Raw genomic sequence first — 16,304 nt, forward strand, 5'->3', positions numbered from 1 at the left:
ATGCTGAACAAAGTCCTCGTGGCCAATCGCGGCGAAATCGCCCGACGCGTCTTCACCACCTGCCGCGCGGAGGGCATCGATACCGTCGCGGTCTTCTCCGACGCCGACGCGGCATCTCCCCATGTGCGTGAGGCGGACTCCGCTGTGCGTCTGCCTGGGCAGAGCCCGTCCGAGACCTACTTGCGCGGAGAATTGATCATCGCCGCCGCGGTGCAGGCCGGAGCCGACGCGGTCCATCCGGGATACGGATTCCTCTCCGAGAACGCCGAATTCGCCCGGCAAGTTCTCGACGCCGGGTTGACCTGGATCGGACCGCCCGTCAAGGCCATCGAATCGATGGGCTCGAAGGTCGAGTCCAAGAAGATGATGGCCGACGCCGGAGTGCCGGTGTTGACTCGACTCGATCCCGAGTCGGTCACCGAGAACGAGCTACCGGTACTGATCAAGGCCTCCGCGGGCGGCGGCGGTCGGGGGATGCGCATCGTCCGCAGTCTCGATGCACTGCAGTCGGAGCTCGAGGCAGCCGGACGAGAAGCCCTCTCGGCCTTCGGCGATGGAACGGTGTTCATCGAGCGGTACATCGAAACCGGGCGGCACATCGAAGTTCAGGTCATGGCCGATCGATTCGGCACGGTGTGGACGGTGGGCGAGCGTGAATGCTCGATCCAACGCAGGCACCAGAAGGTCGTCGAGGAAGCTCCGTCGCCGCTCGTCGAACGCATCGACGGCATGCGCGAGAAGCTTTTCGAAGCAGCCACACTGGCATCCGAGGCCATCGGCTACGAGGGTGCAGGGACCGTCGAATTCCTCGCCGACGAAAAGGGAAATTTCTTCTTCCTCGAGATGAACACCCGCCTGCAGGTGGAGCATCCGGTCACCGAATGCACGACGGGTCTGGATCTCGTTGCGCTGCAGATCCAGGTTGCGGCGGGGGAGCGGCTACCGGCCGAACAGCCCACGACACGGGGACACTCGATCGAGGTTCGGCTGTACGCCGAGGATCCGGCTCAGGACTGGCAGCCGCAGAGCGGTGCCGTGCACCGATTGGAAATCCCTGGTGCGCAGTTCGAGGTGTCGGACAAAGCTGGATACATCAGAGTCGATTCCGGCGTCGAGACGGGCAGTGTGGTGGGAACGCAGTACGACCCCATGCTCGCCAAGGTGATCTCCTTCGCCCCGACGCGGGACCGAGCGGCGACTCTGTTGGCGAAAGCACTGCAGAACGCCACCATTCACGGCCTGAAGACCAATCGCGATCTGCTGGTCAACATTCTGCGCCATCCGGCGTTCCTGGCGGGCGACACCGATACAGCCTTCTTCGACACGCACGGCCTCGATGTCCTGGCTCAGCCGTTTGCGCAGGGCCGGGCCGAGGAACTGTCGGCGCTCGCGGCTGCCTTGGCCGACGCGGCGAGCAACGTCTCGCGAGCTCGGGTGAACCGGGGTCTACCCGGCGGCTGGCGCAATCTCCGGTCGCAACCGCAGCGCAAGACGTACAACGACATCACCGTCGAATACTCGATCGGACGCAGCGGACTCACCTCCTCGGTGGAGGGTGTCGAACTGGTGGAGCACACACCGACCTCGGTGACGCTCGACGACAACGGTATTCGTCGTATCTTCGCAGTGAGCACCTACGGGTCCGACGTGTTCGTGGATTCTTCCCTGGGCCCCGTTCGATTGGCTCGGGCACCGAGGTTCACCGACCCCACCGACGAGGTGGCGGCCGGATCACTGCTCGCGCCGATGCCGGGCAGCGTCATCAGAATTGCTGCTGCGCAGGGAGATACCGTCACCGCGGGCCAGCCCATTCTGTGGCTGGAGGCGATGAAGATGGAGCACACCGTGACTGCACCCGCCGATGGTGTGCTCACCGAACTGAACGTGCAGCAGGGTCAGCAAGTCGAGGTAGGACAGGTCTTGGCAGTAGTCACCGACACGCCAGTCGTCACCGATAGCGGAGTGGAGCAACCATGAGTTTCATCGAAACCGAAGAGCAGAAGGGTCTGCGCAACGCAGTCTCGTCACTGGGCAAGCGCTACAACTACATCGATTACGTGCTGCCCAAGGCGCGTAAAGGTGAGCCACTGACCGAACTGTGGAACGAGGCGGGCAAGCTCGGCTTCCTCGGGGTCAATCTGCCCGAGGAATACGGCGGCGGAGGCGCAGGCATCTACGAACTTGCGCTCGTGCAGGAGGAGTTGGCTGCGCACGGTGCCGGTCTACTGCTCGTCGTCGTCAGTCCGGCCATCTGCGGCACCATCATCGGCAAGTACGGCACGCCGGACCAGAAGCAGGAGTGGCTCACCGCCCTTGCCGACGGTTCCAAGATCATGGTGTTCGGCATCACCGAGCCCGACGCCGGATCCAACTCGCACCAGATCACCACCACGGCGCGTCGCGACGGTGACGAATGGATCTTGAAGGGCAACAAGATCTATATCTCGGGCGTGGATCAGGCCGACGCCGTATTGATCGTTGCCAGAACGGAAGACAGCAAGACCGGCAAGCTCAAGCCTGCCCTGTTCATCGTGCCCACCGACGCTCCGGGACTGCAGAAGACGCAGATGCAGATGGACATCGTCGAGCCCGATCATCAGTTCGTGCTGTTCCTCGACGACGTCCGGTTGCCTGCCGAGGCACTCGTCGGTGAGGCCGACGCTGCCCTGATGCAGTTGTTCGCCGGACTGAACCCCGAGCGCATTCTCGGTGCTGCGATGGCTGTCGGTATGGGTCGATACGCTCTGGACGCGGCGGTCAAATACGCCAACGAGCGGACGGTCTGGAAGACGCCGATCGGCGCTCACCAGGGCTTGGCGCACCCGTTGGCGCAGTGCAAGATCGAGCTGGAGTTGGCGAAATTGATGATGCAGAAGGCCGCGGTGCTCTACGACTCCGGCGACGATTTCGGTGCCGCCGAGGCCGCGAACATGGCGAAATACGCTGCTGCCGAGGCCAGTATCAAGGCACTCGATCAGGCGATCCAAACCCACGGTGGTGCCGGGTTGAGCAGTGAATACGGATTGGCTGCGATGCTCGGAGCCGCCCGTATCGCCCGCGTTGCTCCGGTGAGCCGGGAGATGATCCTGAACTTCGTGAGCCAGCACTCGCTCGGCCTGCCGAGAAGCTACTGATGGCCGTTCTCGTCGAGTCGGGCAAGGACACAGCGTATTTGACGTTGGATTCGCCGCAGAACCGAAACGCGCTGTCGTCGGTGTTGGTCGAGGAGCTGACAGCGGGCCTCATCGCTGCGGCGCACGACGACGACATCAGAACGATCGTGCTCGGTCACACCGGCACGACGTTCTGTGCGGGAGCCGATCTCCGGGAAGCCGGGGCGTCCCCGGAGCTTCGGACTCGGCAGATGCTGGATCTGATGCGGCTGATCATCGACACCCCGAAACCCGTCGTCGTACAGATCGACGGTCATGTGCGGGCAGGCGGGATGGGGCTCGTGGCGGCCTGCGACGTCGCCATTGCCGGACCGGAAAGCTCGTTCGCGCTGACCGAGGTTCGCCTCGGACTGGCGGCGTCGGTCATCTCCGTCGCCGTGCTGCCGCGATTGACCTCCCGGGCGGCGAGTCGATACTTCCTCACCGGGGAAACATTCGACGGTGCCACGGCCCAGGAGATCGGTCTGGTCACCGTGGCCGACGCCGTTCCCGCGGCCGCGGTGGCCGACTACATGATCATGTTCAGGAAGTGCTCGCCGCAGGGCTTGGCCGAGTCCAAACATCTCACCACCGCCGCGATCCGGCGCGAGATCGACGAGCGTGGAACGGCCGTCGCCGAGCAATCGGCCAGGTTGTTTGCATCGGAGGAGGCCCGAGAGGGGATGATGTCCTTTCTGGAGAAGAGGCCGCCGTCCTGGGCTGCCGAAGGTTAGGGAGATGGTGATGTCGCGCGAACCCAAGCAGGATCGCAGCAGGGTGACGCGTCAGCGACTGCTCGAGGCGACGATCGACTCGCTCGCCGAGCAGGGCTGGAGCGCAACGACGGTCGGGGTCGTCGCCGAGCGCGCCGGCGTCTCTCGCGGTGCCACCCAACACCATTTCCCGACGCGTGAGGACCTCATCACCGGGGCACTCGAGTACATGTTCGACACCCGGATGGACCATGCTCGCCGCGAGGCACAGGAGATTCCGCCCGGACCCGGCCGAACGAAACTGGTGGTGGAACGGCTCGTCGAGTACTACACCGGACCGATGTTCAAAGCGGCACTGCAGGTCTGGACAGCCGCGTCGGCCGACCCCGAGCTACGCGATCGGATCGTTCCTCTCGAAGAGCGATTCGGTCGTCGAGCACACACGATGGCTGTCGAGAACCTCGGAGTCGACGACAACGATCCCGTCACCCACCGTCTGGTCCAGGCGACGCTCGACCTGGCGCGTGGGCTCGGTCTCGCGGACGTCCTGACCGACGACGCGCGTCGCCGCGTCGAAATCGTGCGAGCCTGGGCCGATGTGCTCGACGCCTCGCTGAACGCACGACTGTCCGCCGCAGGAGCGGTAGCGCACTAGACGCGCACGATCTGCAGTTCCGATCCACCTGTGCTTGAGTCGGCTCGTGACTTCCGATTCCGCACGCGTCCACCGTGGCCATATCTTTCACATCGCGGGCTCGCCCACGGTGCTCGAGGCCGCAACCGCGTTGGTGTCCATTCCCGACGGTGCCCTCGTGGTCGGCGGTGACGGCAGGATCGAGTACTGCGGCGAGTTCGATTCTCTACCAACGCACTACGCCCATTCGGATGTGTTCGATCATCGGCCCGGCTTCCTACTGCCTGGATTCGTCGACACGCACGTCCACTTCCCACAGACCTATGCCGGCGATTCCTACGGCGGCGGGCAGTTGCTCGAATGGCTGAACACGTGCATCTTTCCGTCCGAGTCGCGCTTCGCCGATCCGGAGTTCGCGGCGGCCGCTGCGCGCGACTTCTGCGCAGCACGCATTCGCGCCGGGACGACGCAGGCCATGGTGTTCGGGTCGGCATTCCCGCACGCACAGGATTCTTTGTTCTCCGAGACGCTCGAGCACGGACTGCGCATCGTCAGTGGCCGCGGGATCCAGACCACCGGCCCCGCGTCGGCGCACGCACTGATCACCGGCGAGGACGAGGCCATCAGGCTGGTGTCGGAAGAAATCGAGAAATGGCACGCCGCCGACACCGGCGACGTCGACACCGCCATGCTGCACGTCGCCGTCGTGCCGCGGTTCTCGCTGTCGGTGACCACGGACACGCTGAGGAACCTCGGCGAGCTCTACGACTCGGTGCGGGCACGTGGCGTCTACTTCCACACGCACCTCAACGAGAACAACCGACCGGGCACCGGCGAGATCGACGCCACGAAGGGTGCGCACCAGGTCGAGAGTTACCTGGACACCTACGACGGCAAGTTCCTGCCGGGCTCGCAGGTAGGTGGCACGAGCCTGCTCGGTCGACGGTCGATCCTTGCGCACGCGGTGCACTGCGAGGACGCGGAACTGACGAGGTTGGCCGAGACGGGTACGTCCATCGCGCACTGTCCCACCTCGCAGCAGTTCCTGGGCTCGGGCACGATGCCGTGGAAGAGAACCGTCGCCGCCGGGGTCACCATCGCCATCGGGTCCGATTTCGGTGGCGGTGACGAGTGGCTACTGCCGCAGGTACTCGCCGACGCGTTCAAGGTGCACATCTCCGAACCGGGAGACGCAGGCCTGTCGTTGCATCCGGCCGAACTGTTGTTCACCGGAACGCTCGCCGGGGCACGTGCTCTCGACATGGAGGAGCGCATCGGCAACTTCGACGTGGGGAAAGAGGCGGACTTCGTCGTCGTCGATCCCGACGCGTGGCCGCAGCTGGCCGCAGCCGTCGACCACGGCGTGCGGGCCGAGGACCCCGAGCTGGCCCGCGACCAGACCCTGTTCGCCCTGCTGATGGCCATGCGAGAGCCGGCCATCGTGGGTGTGTACGTCCAAGGACGCGCTGTGCACGGCACATGACCGCTGCCCTGTTCGGTTGGTAGGTTCGGTGCGACGCGAACTGCAGCATCGGACCAGCACGCGAAGGACGGCATGAAGCGAGTGACACTGGTGATCACCGCGGTCGCCGCACTGATCGCAGGTTGCGGTGGCTCGGATACCGACGCCGCCGACACCGCGCCCGAGCCGTCGACGAGCAAGGCCGCGTACGAGCCCGGCCCGTTCTTCGGCGAATGCGGATCGATCAGCGACGCCGAGGTGCAGGCCGCGTTCGGTGCCGGACCGTTTGCCCAAGTCACCCGCAACTCCGTCGGCTGCCAGTGGGAAACCGTGGCCATCAGCGGACCGAGTGTCAGCTTCTCCTGGTATCGCGGCAGTCCGATCGGCCGCGAACGCGCCGGTTCCGAACTGATCGGCCGTCCGGCCAAGGACATCGCCGTCGACGGCAACCCCGGATTCGAAGCCGAGCAGGGCCCGTTGTGCGAGATCGGTGTGCAATTCGGCGACGACTTCTTCCATTGGTCGGTCACCTACTCCGAGCAGATTCCGGCGCGCCCGCCGTGCGACGTCGGGAACGAACTGGCGAAGCTGACCGTGGAGCGTAAGCAATGAAATCTCGAGCAAGTACTTCGAGACGGGTTTTCGCCGCCGCAGCGACCCTGCTGCTCGCAGCCGGTTGCTCTCAGTCGGTCGAGGGCACGCCGCGGCCGGCGAGCTTCGCCGGATCGGGCAACCAAGAATTCACCAAGTTGTTGACCGAGTGCGATGCCGTCTCCGACGACCAGATCGCCGATGCCACCGGAGCCGACGAGATCGCTCGCGGCTTCTTCGGAGCGATCTGCCGATGGGATCTGATCGGTTCCGCGGGCATCGTGAAGGTGACGTTCAACTGGTTCGAGTCCGGCACCCTGGCCGCCGAGCGGGCGGCCGACGAGAAGATGACGTACACCGTCAGCGACACAACAGTCCAGGGCCGCAAGGCAATACAGGCTCAACGCCCGAACGACCCGGACTCGTGCGGAGTGTCGGCCGGAGCGGACCAGGCGGGCATCTTCGGGTGGTGGGTGCAGTACCGTCCGGGCGTCGCACACCCCGATCCCTGCCAGGCCGCAGCGAAGCTGGCAGACCTCACACTCAACCTGAGCAGATAGGTTGCGTATCAGAGCGAAGGGTGTTTTGACCCGAGGCCGCGCCGCCGGGTATCGTTATGGGTCGTGTCCGGCCTGGCCGGACCGTTTGTGTGCCTATGCGAGGTACAGCCGTGCGCACGTTCGTCTCGAGAGCGCGCAACCGGCTGGACGTGTGGGGGTATGCGACACACCCGACCGCGGGGTGCAAGAGACCCGCGGAGACGTCATGGGTGAGGAGCAGTGTTCTCTTGCTCCAACTGCTAGATCCCTGTTTATCGACACGAAGAAAGCCGGTTTATGCCAACGATCAACCAGCTGGTCCGTAAGGGTCGCACCGACAAGGTCGCGAAACTGAAGACCGCTGCCCTCAAGGGCAGTCCCCAGCGCCGTGGTGTGTGCACTCGCGTGTACACCACCACCCCCAAGAAGCCGAACTCCGCTCTCCGTAAGGTCGCGCGCGTTCGCCTGACCACCTCGGTAGAGGTCACCGCGTACATCCCCGGTGAGGGCCACAACCTGCAGGAGCACTCGATGGTGCTCGTTCGCGGCGGTCGTGTGAAGGACCTCCCGGGTGTGCGTTACAAGATCATCCGCGGCTCGCTCGACACCCAGGGTGTCAAGAACCGCAAGCAGGCTCGCAGCCGCTACGGAGCCAAGAAGGAGAAGAGCTGATATGCCACGCAAGGGCCCAGCACCCAAGCGGCCGCTGATCAACGACCCGGTCTACGGATCGCCGTTGGTCACGCAGCTCGTCAACAAGATCCTTCTCGACGGCAAGAAGTCGACCGCAGAGCGCATCGTCTACCAGGCGCTCGAGCAGGCTCGCGAGAAGACCGGCACCGACCCCGTCGTCACGCTCAAGCGTGCACTCGACAACGTCAAGCCGGCCCTCGAGGTTCGCAGCCGACGCGTCGGCGGTGCCACCTACCAGGTGCCCGTCGAGGTTCGTCCCGGCCGCTCCACCACGCTGGCACTGCGCTGGCTGGTCACGTTCTCGCGCGCTCGTCGCGAGAAGACCATGGTCGAGCGTCTGGCGAACGAGTTGCTCGACGCCAGCAACGGCCTCGGTGCCGCTGTGAAGCGCCGCGAAGACACTCACAAGATGGCCGAAGCCAACAAGGCGTTCGCCCACTACCGCTGGTGATCTCCTCGCTCGGGCGGTATTCGGAACTTTCCGATGCCGCCGGAGCGTTGATCAGCTCAGGCAATACCTCTTCCAACACCAAGGCGGGTTAACTCGTGGCACAGGACGTGCTGACCGACCTCAACAAGGTCCGCAACATCGGCATCATGGCCCACATCGATGCCGGCAAGACCACCACTACCGAACGCATCCTCTTCTACACCGGTATCTCCTACAAGATCGGTGAAGTTCACGATGGCGCAGCCACCATGGACTGGATGGAGCAGGAGCAGGAGCGTGGCATCACGATCACCTCTGCTGCCACGACGTGCTTCTGGAACGACAACCAGATCAACATCATCGACACCCCCGGTCACGTCGACTTCACCGTCGAGGTGGAGCGCTCGCTCCGCGTCCTCGACGGCGCTGTCGCAGTGTTCGACGGCAAAGAAGGTGTCGAGCCGCAGTCCGAGCAGGTGTGGCGTCAGGCCGACAAGTACGACGTGCCGCGTATCTGCTTCGTCAACAAGATGGACAAGCTCGGCGCGGACTTCTACTACACCGTGCAGACCATCATCGATCGTCTCGGTGCCAAGCCGCTGGTCATCCAGCTGCCCATCGGTGCAGAGAACGAGTTCGAGGGCGTCATCGACCTCGTGCAGATGAAGGCTCTCGTGTGGAGTGGCGAGACCAAGCTCGGCGAGAAGTACGAGATCCAGGAGATCCCGGAAAACCTCAAGGAGCGCGCAGACGAGTACCGCACGCAGCTGCTCGAGACCGTGGCCGAGTCCGACGAAGCGCTTCTGGAGAAGCACTTCGGCGGCGAAGAGCTCACGATCGACGAGATCAAGGGCGCCATCCGCAAGATGACGGTCAACAGCGAGCTGTACCCGATCCTGTGTGGATCCGCGTTCAAGAACAAGGGCGTTCAGCCCATGCTCGACGCGGTCATCGACTACCTCCCGTCTCCCCTCGACGTTGCCGAGACCATCGGACACGCCGTCGGCGACGAGGAGAAGGAGATCACTCGCAAGCCGTCCGCAGACGAGCCGTTCGCGGCTCTCGCGTTCAAGATCGCGACGCACCCCTTCTTCGGCAAGCTGACCTACGTCCGGGTGTACTCGGGCAAGGTCGACTCCGGCGCTCAGGTCATCAACTCGACCAAGGGCAAGAAGGAGCGTCTGGGCAAGCTGTTCCAGATGCACTCCAACAAGGAGAACGCGATCGCGACCGCGTCTGCCGGTCACATCTACGCCGTCATCGGCCTCAAGGACACCACGACGGGTGACACGCTCTGCGATCCGCAGAACCAGATCATCCTCGAGTCCATGAGCTTCCCGGACCCGGTCATCCAGGTCTCGATCGAGCCCAAGACCAAGTCCGACCAGGAGAAGCTGGGAACAGCCATCCAGAAGCTCGCCGAAGAGGACCCCACGTTCTCGGTGAAGCTGGACGAGGACACCGGCCAGACCGTCATCGGCGGCATGGGCGAGCTCCACCTCGACATCCTCGTCGACCGTATGCGTCGCGAGTTCAAGGTCGAGGCCAACGTCGGCAAGCCGCAGGTTGCGTACCGCGAGACCATCCGCAAGACGGTCGAGAAGCACGACTACACGCACAAGAAGCAGACCGGTGGCTCCGGCCAGTTCGCGAAGGTCATCATCAAGCTCGAGCCTTTCGAGGGCGAAGACGGCGCGACGTACGAGTTCGAGAACAAGGTCAGCGGTGGTCGTGTGCCCAGGGAGTACATCCCCTCGGTCGACGCCGGTGCACAGGACGCCATGCAGTACGGTGTTCTCGCCGGATACCCCCTGGTCAACGTCAAGGTCACACTGCTCGACGGTGCGTACCACGACGTCGACTCGTCGGAAATGGCCTTCAAGGTCGCCGGCTCACAAGCGTTCAAGGAAGCCGCCCGCAAGGCCAGCCCCGTCATCCTCGAACCCGTCATGGCCGTCGAGGTCATCACGCCCGAGGATTACATGGGTGAGGTCATCGGCGACCTGAACTCCCGCCGTGGTCAGATCCAGGCCATGGAGGAACGCAGCGGTGCCCGTATCGTCAAGGCACTGGTTCCGCTGTCGGAGATGTTCGGCTACATCGGAGACCTTCGGTCGAAGACGCAGGGCCGCGCTAACTACTCCATGGTCTTCGATTCGTACGCAGAAGTTCCCGCGAACGTAGCGAAGGAAATCATCGCGAAGGTCAACGGAGAGTAATTCTCTTCGTTTGCTGGACCACGCTCGACCTGTAATAAGTAACAACACATACGCGTGCGTGCCCCGTCGGGGCCCGCACAGATCAGTCCAGGAGGACACACAGTGGCGAAGGCGAAGTTCGATCGGACGAAGCCGCACGTCAACATCGGCACCATCGGTCACGTTGACCACGGTAAGACGACGCTGACGGCTGCAATCACCAAGGTTCTGCACGACAAGTTCCCGGACCTGAACGAGGCCTCGGCTTTCGATCAGATCGACAAGGCTCCGGAGGAGAAGGCTCGTGGTATCACGATCAACATCTCCCACGTCGAGTACCAGACCGACAAGCGCCACTACGCGCACGTCGATGCACCGGGTCACGCCGACTACATCAAGAACATGATCACCGGCGCGGCACAGATGGACGGCGCAATCCTGGTCGTGGCAGCTACCGATGGCCCGATGCCGCAGACCCGCGAGCACGTGCTCCTGGCCCGCCAGGTCGGCGTGCCGTACATCCTGGTCGCACTGAACAAGGCCGACATGGTCGACGACGACGAGATCATCGAGCTCGTCGAGATGGAGGTCCGCGAGCTCCTCGCTTCGCAGGAGTTCGACGAGGACGCACCGGTCATCAAGGTCTCCGCACTCAAGGCACTCGAGGGTGACGAGAAGTGGGGCGAGTCGGTTCTGGAGCTCATGCAGGCCGTCGACGACTCGGTTCCGGACCCCGTCCGTGAGACCGACAAGCCGTTCCTCATGCCCGTCGAGGACGTCTTCACCATTACCGGCCGTGGCACCGTGGTCACCGGACGTATCGAGCGCGGCTCGGTCAACGTCAACGAAGAGGTCGAGATCGTCGGCATCCGCCCCGGCTCGACCAAGACCACCGTCACCGGAATCGAAATGTTCCGCAAGCTGCTCGACTCGGGCCAGGCAGGCGACAACGTCGGCCTCCTCGTTCGTGGCATCAAGCGCGAAGACGTCGAGCGTGGACAGGTCATCATCAAGCCCGGCACCACGACTCCCCACACGGAGTTCGAGGGCAACGCCTACATCCTCTCGAAGGACGAGGGCGGCCGCCACACGCCGTTCTTCAACAACTACCGCCCGCAGTTCTACTTCCGTACCACGGACGTTACGGGCGTTGTGACCCTCCCCGAGGGCACCGAGATGGTCATGCCCGGTGACAACACCGAGATGTCCGTCACGCTGATCCAGCCGGTCGCCATGGACGTCGGCCTGCGTTTCGCAATCCGTGAGGGCGGTCGTACCGTCGGAGCCGGTCGCGTCACGAAGATCATCAAGTGATCTAGCTTCACCCAGCTCTACTAAAGCGGCACCCACCTTCTGGTGGGTGCCGCTTTTGCGTGTGCACGCGACCTCCTCAATGTGCGGCCTCCCTTGTGTGGCCCTCCCGTTGGACGGCCCTCCCGTTGGACGGCCCTCCCGTCGGGATCAATGTGGGTTTCAGTCGCTCAGACTGCAACAAAGTCGCATTGATCCGGCGGGTAGAGGGGAGTACACGACCGAAAAATGGGACGCATCGGACGCGGCTGTCCCGTAACGTCGCTGCGGTGCTACTGACCGTGACTGCAAATGCCACAACCGATTTCCCGGACGCCTCCGATATCGGGTATTTGTTGCACAAGCACCCCGATCGCGTCCAGACCCGCAACCTGCCGATGGGTGAGACCACGGTGTTGTATCCCGAGGTCTCGGCGGCGCGGACAACCCTCGCAGTACTGCTCGACGCCACAGACGGCAAGAGTCCGGCTGCATCAGGGCTTGCTGTGGCGTTGTCTCGCCTGTTCAAGCAGACGCTGGCAGGCGTCTGTACCACAAGACCCGAATTGGTCTCTGCAGCAATCGATTTGATCGTCACGATGCCGGCCGCGCCGTCGCGCGGTGCGACTGATCTTGCGCCTCGACTGTTCGGTCCCCTCGGATGGAATGTCGAGGCCACCCCGATCCCACTGGATTCGACGCAGCCGAACTGGGGCGACTCCGAATACGTGGATCTGGTACTCACCGGCACCTTTGCTCTGTCGGCTGCGCTGCGGCACCTGTACGTGCTGCTGCCAGTGCTCGACGACACCAAGCACTATTGGGTCGGTGAGGACGAGGCGGACAAACTCGTTCGGGCAGCAGGGGATTGGCTCGGTGATCACCCGGAGTCGTCGTTGATCGCCTCCCGGTATCTGGCGCACCGTCGGGAGCTCGTCGAGTCCGCACTGGATCGTCTGGTCCCGGATGCCCCCGGAGAGGTTGTCATCCCACGGGATCCGACGTTGGCCGAGCAACGACTACATGCGGTGCTGGCTGCTCTCGACGCTGCCGGTGCGAAGTCGGTCATCGACATGGGGTGCGGCGAGGGTCGCCTGTTGAGTGAGTTGCTTGCGCACAACACAATCGAGCGGATACTCGGTGCCGACGTGAGTGATCGTGCGCTGGCGAAGGCGCAGCGCAGGCTCCGGCTCGACGAGATGTCGGATCGGCAGCGTGGACGCATCGAACTGCTCCAGTCGTCGGCGACCTATCGCGACGTGCGGTTGCAGGGATTCGACGCGATGGTGCTCATGGAGGTCATCGAGCACATCGACCTCGAACGCCTTCCGGCGTTGGTGCGCTCGGTCTTTCGAGAGGCCCGTCCGAGGACGGTGCTCGTCACCACGCCGAACTCGGAATACAACGTGCTGTACCCGGGCCTCGACGCCGGGGCCTTTCGGCACGTCGATCACCGATTCGAGTTCACCCGTGCCCAATTCGAGCAGTGGGCAACGTCGGTGGCGGACGCACACGCCTACACCGTTCGCTTCGACCGCATCGGACCCGTCGACGACGTGCTCGGCAGCCCTACCCAGATCGCGCTATTCACCAGAGAGGAGCAGTCCCAGTGAGTACCTACGAGATTCCGGACCTGTCCCTCGTCGTCCTCGTCGGCATCAGTGGATCGGGGAAGTCCTCCTTCGCTGCAGACCGGTTCGGCCCGTACGAAACCGTGTCGAGTGATGCCTGTCGAGGGATGGTCAGCAACGACCCCAACCTGCAGAGCGCCACGAAGGACGCGTTCGCGCTCCTGGAATTTCTCGTCGCAACCAGGCTGCGGGCCGGTCTGCTCACCGTCGTCGACGCCACCAACGTGCAACCGGCGGCTCGCAAGGCCCTGATCGCCTTGGCTCGTGAGCACGATGTCCTGCCGGTTGCCGTGGTGCTCGACGTGCCGGAACCGGTCTGCGCACAGCGCAACGCGGACCGCAGCGACAGGACGTTCGGCCGAGACGTGCTGCGCCGCCAGCAGTCCCAGTTGCAGCGCTCGATGCGAGGGCTGTCCAAAGAAGGCTTTCGCTCGGTTCATGTCCTCGACGGTGTCGACGCGGTGGCGTCGGCGACGTTCGTTCGTACCCCGCTGCGTAGCGACCGCCGGGAGCTTTCCGGGCCTTTCGATGTGATCGGCGACATTCACGGATGTCTGTCGGAGCTCGAAAGCCTGCTCACGACTTTGGGTTACACGCTCGAGCGCGACGCAGACGGTAGGGCAGTCGGTGCAACGCCGCCGGAGGGTCGAACGGCGGTGTTCGTCGGGGACTACGTCGACCGTGGGCCGGATTCGGTCGGTGTGCTGCGGCTCGTGATGGGGATGGTGGCAAACGGCGCAGCACTGGCAGTTCCGGGCAATCACGAGAACAAGCTCGTCAAGGCGCTGCGAGGTCGGAAAGTCACTGCCTCACACGGTTTGGCCGAGACACTCGAGCAGCTCGACGGCGAGACCGACGAGTTCCGCCGCGAGGTGCTCGAATTCTGTGATGGTCTCGTCGCACACCTGGTGCTCGACGGCGGAAGACTCGTCGTTTCGCACGCGGGGTTGATCGAGAAGTACCACAACCGCGCGTCGGGCCGAGTGCGCAGCTTCGCCCTGTACGGCGACACCACCGGCGAGACCGACGAATTCGGGCTGCCGGTGAGGTATCCGTGGGCTCAGGACTATCGCGGGTCGGCGACTGTGCTGTACGGACACACTCCGGTGCCGGAGGTGCAGTGGGAGAACAACACTGCGTGTCTAGACACGGGGTGTGTCTTCGGCGGCAAGTTGACGGCACTGCGGTATCCGGAGCGGGAGGTTGTCTCGGTGCCGGCGGAGCAGGTCTGGTACGAGCCGACCCGGCCGCTGGGTGGGTTCGTTCGGGAGTCGTCCTCGCTGGATCTGTCGGACGTCATCGGACCGACCGGAGTGGAGACTGCGCTGCGTGGGCGTGTGTCGATTCGGCCGGAGAATGCCGCGGGCGCATTGGAAGTGATGAGCCGGTTCGCCTTGGCTCCGCAGTGGCTGCACTACCTTCCGCCGACCATGGCACCAAGTCGTACCTCGGAGCGAGAGGGTTATCTCGAGTACCCGACGGAGGCATTCGACGCGTATCGGGCGCTCGGTGCGTCGACGGTGATCTGCGAGGAGAAGCACATGGGTTCGCGGGTGGTCGTCGTGGTGTGTCGCGATGCCGACACCGCTCGGGCGAGGTTCGACGCTCCCGACGGTGTCCTCGGCACCGCGTACACGCGGACCGGTCGGCCGGTGTTCGACGAGACCGTGACCGGGGTGCTGATCGCTGGGGTGGCCGACGCTCTGGAGGGGGCCGGCGTGTGGGACGAATTGTCCTCGCACTGGCTGGTTCTCGACTGCGAACTGATGCCGTGGTCCGCCAAGGCGGAGGGCCTGATCAAGTCCGAGTATGCGGCACCTGCGGCCGTGTCCCGGGCGAATCTCGAGGCCGAGGAGTCGGTGCTCGCTCGGGCGGCCTCGCGCGGCCTGGCCGTGTCCGAACTGCAGGAACGGAACGTGATTCGGCAGCGCAACCTCGCCGAGTTCACTGCTGCGTATCGGCGGTACAGCTGGCCGACGGATGGACTGGCAGGCGTCAGTCTCGCCCCGTTCCAGCTGTTGGCCTCCGACGCCGGCACGTATGCGGACCGCCCGCACGAATGGCACCTTGCACTGGCCGATCGACTGGTGGCCACTGCGCCGAAGCTGTTCACGACGACGCGTCGGATCGAGGTCGATCTGTCGTCGTCGGATTCGGTTGCGGCAGGGGTGACATGGTGGGAGGAGTTGACGGCACAGGGCGGTGAGGGAATGGTCGTCAAACCGGCGGCCAACATGCCGCGCGGAAAGATGCAGCCCGGCATGAAGGTTCGTGGCCGGGAGTACCTACGGCTGATCTACGGTGCGGATTACACCGACCCGAATCGACTCACTGCACTGCGTAACCGAAACGTGGGACACAAGCAGTCGATGGCTCTGCGCGAATATGCGTTGGGAATGGAGGCACTGGACCGATCGGTGCGTGGTGAACCGTTGTATCGCATCCACCAGGCCGTGTTCGCGGTACTCGCACTGGAATCGGAGCCGGTTGACCCGCGGTTGTAGGTGCCTGCGACAGTGGTGTGGATATGCGCCATCTGGGGCACATATCCACACCACTGCGGCGAAGCCGCACTCAGGCCCGCGGCGACGAGAACGGAGTGATTCCAGCACCGATGGGTGCTGCGATTGCCGCACTCACCGCTATGGATGCCCAGAAGGTGGTCGAGTCCAGCATCAGACCGCCGGCGAGTCCGCAGACCGCAACCACGATGCCGCATCCGATCAGCAGTGCTGATCCGACAGCGGCGTGGAGCAGGCCGGTTCGATCGGGGGTGCGACGGGCGTTGAGCCAGATCATCGTCCCGGTCGTCGCGAACACCAGGGGGACGTAGAAGTAGAGGGAACTGTCACCGAGTTTCGATGCGAACGCGGCAATCACCAGTACCGCTCCGAATGCCACCGGGACAGAGAGGGGCATTCCGCCGGACCATCGCTCGAATCTGCTACGCGTCGATGCCGTCATGGATCCA

At 64.1% G+C, this 16,304-nt stretch carries 14 protein-coding genes; 13 read left to right on the forward strand and 1 reads right to left on the reverse strand.

Going from position 1 to position 16,304, the window contains the following annotated elements:
- The 13 genes from VF34_RS02070 (at nt 1) to VF34_RS02130 (ending at nt 15,837) form a co-directional block, all read left to right on the forward strand.
- The gene (locus tag VF34_RS02070) at nt 1–1,977 is read left to right on the forward strand and encodes an acetyl/propionyl/methylcrotonyl-CoA carboxylase subunit alpha (protein WP_045840702.1); all 1,977 of its coding nucleotides are present in this window, start codon (nt 1–3) and stop codon (nt 1,975–1,977) included.
- The gene (locus tag VF34_RS02075) at nt 1,974–3,134 is read left to right on the forward strand and encodes an acyl-CoA dehydrogenase family protein (RefSeq protein WP_027498166.1); all 1,161 of its coding nucleotides are present in this window, start codon (nt 1,974–1,976) and stop codon (nt 3,132–3,134) included. Before VF34_RS02070 ends, VF34_RS02075 begins: the two co-directional genes overlap by 4 nt.
- Complete coding sequence (locus VF34_RS02080) at nt 3,134–3,886, forward strand: enoyl-CoA hydratase family protein (protein WP_045840703.1); 753 nt, start codon at nt 3,134–3,136, stop codon at nt 3,884–3,886. The genes VF34_RS02075 and VF34_RS02080 overlap by 1 nt, the downstream gene beginning before the upstream one ends.
- 10 nt (nt 3,887–3,896) lie before the next feature.
- Nucleotides 3,897–4,520 carry a TetR/AcrR family transcriptional regulator gene (locus VF34_RS02085; RefSeq protein WP_045840768.1) on the forward strand — a complete coding sequence of 208 codons (624 nt, stop codon included), beginning with the start codon at nt 3,897–3,899 and terminating at the stop codon, nt 4,518–4,520.
- 46 nt (nt 4,521–4,566) lie between these two features.
- Nucleotides 4,567–5,982 carry a guanine deaminase gene (locus VF34_RS02090; protein ID WP_045840704.1) on the forward strand — a complete coding sequence of 472 codons (1,416 nt, stop codon included), beginning with the start codon at nt 4,567–4,569 and terminating at the stop codon, nt 5,980–5,982.
- 72 nt (nt 5,983–6,054) lie between these two features.
- Complete coding sequence (locus VF34_RS02095) at nt 6,055–6,573, forward strand: DUF3558 domain-containing protein (protein ID WP_045840705.1); 519 nt, start codon at nt 6,055–6,057, stop codon at nt 6,571–6,573.
- Nucleotides 6,570–7,112 carry a DUF3558 domain-containing protein gene (locus tag VF34_RS02100; RefSeq protein WP_027498161.1) on the forward strand — a complete coding sequence of 181 codons (543 nt, stop codon included), beginning with the start codon at nt 6,570–6,572 and terminating at the stop codon, nt 7,110–7,112. Before VF34_RS02095 ends, VF34_RS02100 begins: the two co-directional genes overlap by 4 nt.
- Nucleotides 7,113–7,388: 276 nt before the next feature.
- Entirely contained in the window at nt 7,389–7,763 is a 375-nt protein-coding gene (rpsL, locus tag VF34_RS02105) for a 30S ribosomal protein S12 (RefSeq protein ID WP_027498160.1), read from the forward strand.
- A 1-nt stretch (nt 7,764) separates the two neighbouring features.
- The gene (rpsG, locus tag VF34_RS02110) at nt 7,765–8,235 is read left to right on the forward strand and encodes a 30S ribosomal protein S7 (protein WP_003941856.1); all 471 of its coding nucleotides are present in this window, start codon (nt 7,765–7,767) and stop codon (nt 8,233–8,235) included.
- A gap of 95 nt (nt 8,236–8,330) precedes the next feature.
- Nucleotides 8,331–10,433, forward strand: a complete 2,103-nt coding sequence (fusA, locus tag VF34_RS02115; protein ID WP_027498159.1) for an elongation factor G — start codon at nt 8,331–8,333, stop codon at nt 10,431–10,433.
- Between the two features lie 102 nt (nt 10,434–10,535).
- Complete coding sequence (tuf, locus tag VF34_RS02120; RefSeq protein ID WP_032365471.1) at nt 10,536–11,726, forward strand: elongation factor Tu; 1,191 nt, start codon at nt 10,536–10,538, stop codon at nt 11,724–11,726.
- 278 nt (nt 11,727–12,004) lie between these two features.
- Complete coding sequence (locus VF34_RS02125; RefSeq protein WP_231578165.1) at nt 12,005–13,315, forward strand: 3' terminal RNA ribose 2'-O-methyltransferase Hen1; 1,311 nt, start codon at nt 12,005–12,007, stop codon at nt 13,313–13,315.
- Entirely contained in the window at nt 13,312–15,837 is a 2,526-nt protein-coding gene (locus tag VF34_RS02130; RefSeq protein ID WP_045840707.1) for a polynucleotide kinase-phosphatase, read from the forward strand. Before VF34_RS02125 ends, VF34_RS02130 begins: the two co-directional genes overlap by 4 nt.
- Before the next feature lie 70 nt (nt 15,838–15,907).
- Here the strand turns inward: VF34_RS02130 and VF34_RS02135 are convergent, their stop codons facing one another.
- On the reverse strand, nt 15,908–16,297 hold the full coding sequence (locus tag VF34_RS02135) for a hypothetical protein (protein ID WP_045840708.1): 390 nt from the start codon (nt 16,295–16,297) through the stop codon (nt 15,908–15,910).
- Nucleotides 16,298–16,304: the final 7 nt, after the last annotated feature.

Origin of the sequence: Rhodococcus sp. PML026 (genome assembly GCF_000963615.1) — a bacterium.
Lineage (GTDB): Bacteria > Actinomycetota > Actinomycetes > Mycobacteriales > Mycobacteriaceae > Rhodococcoides > Rhodococcoides fascians.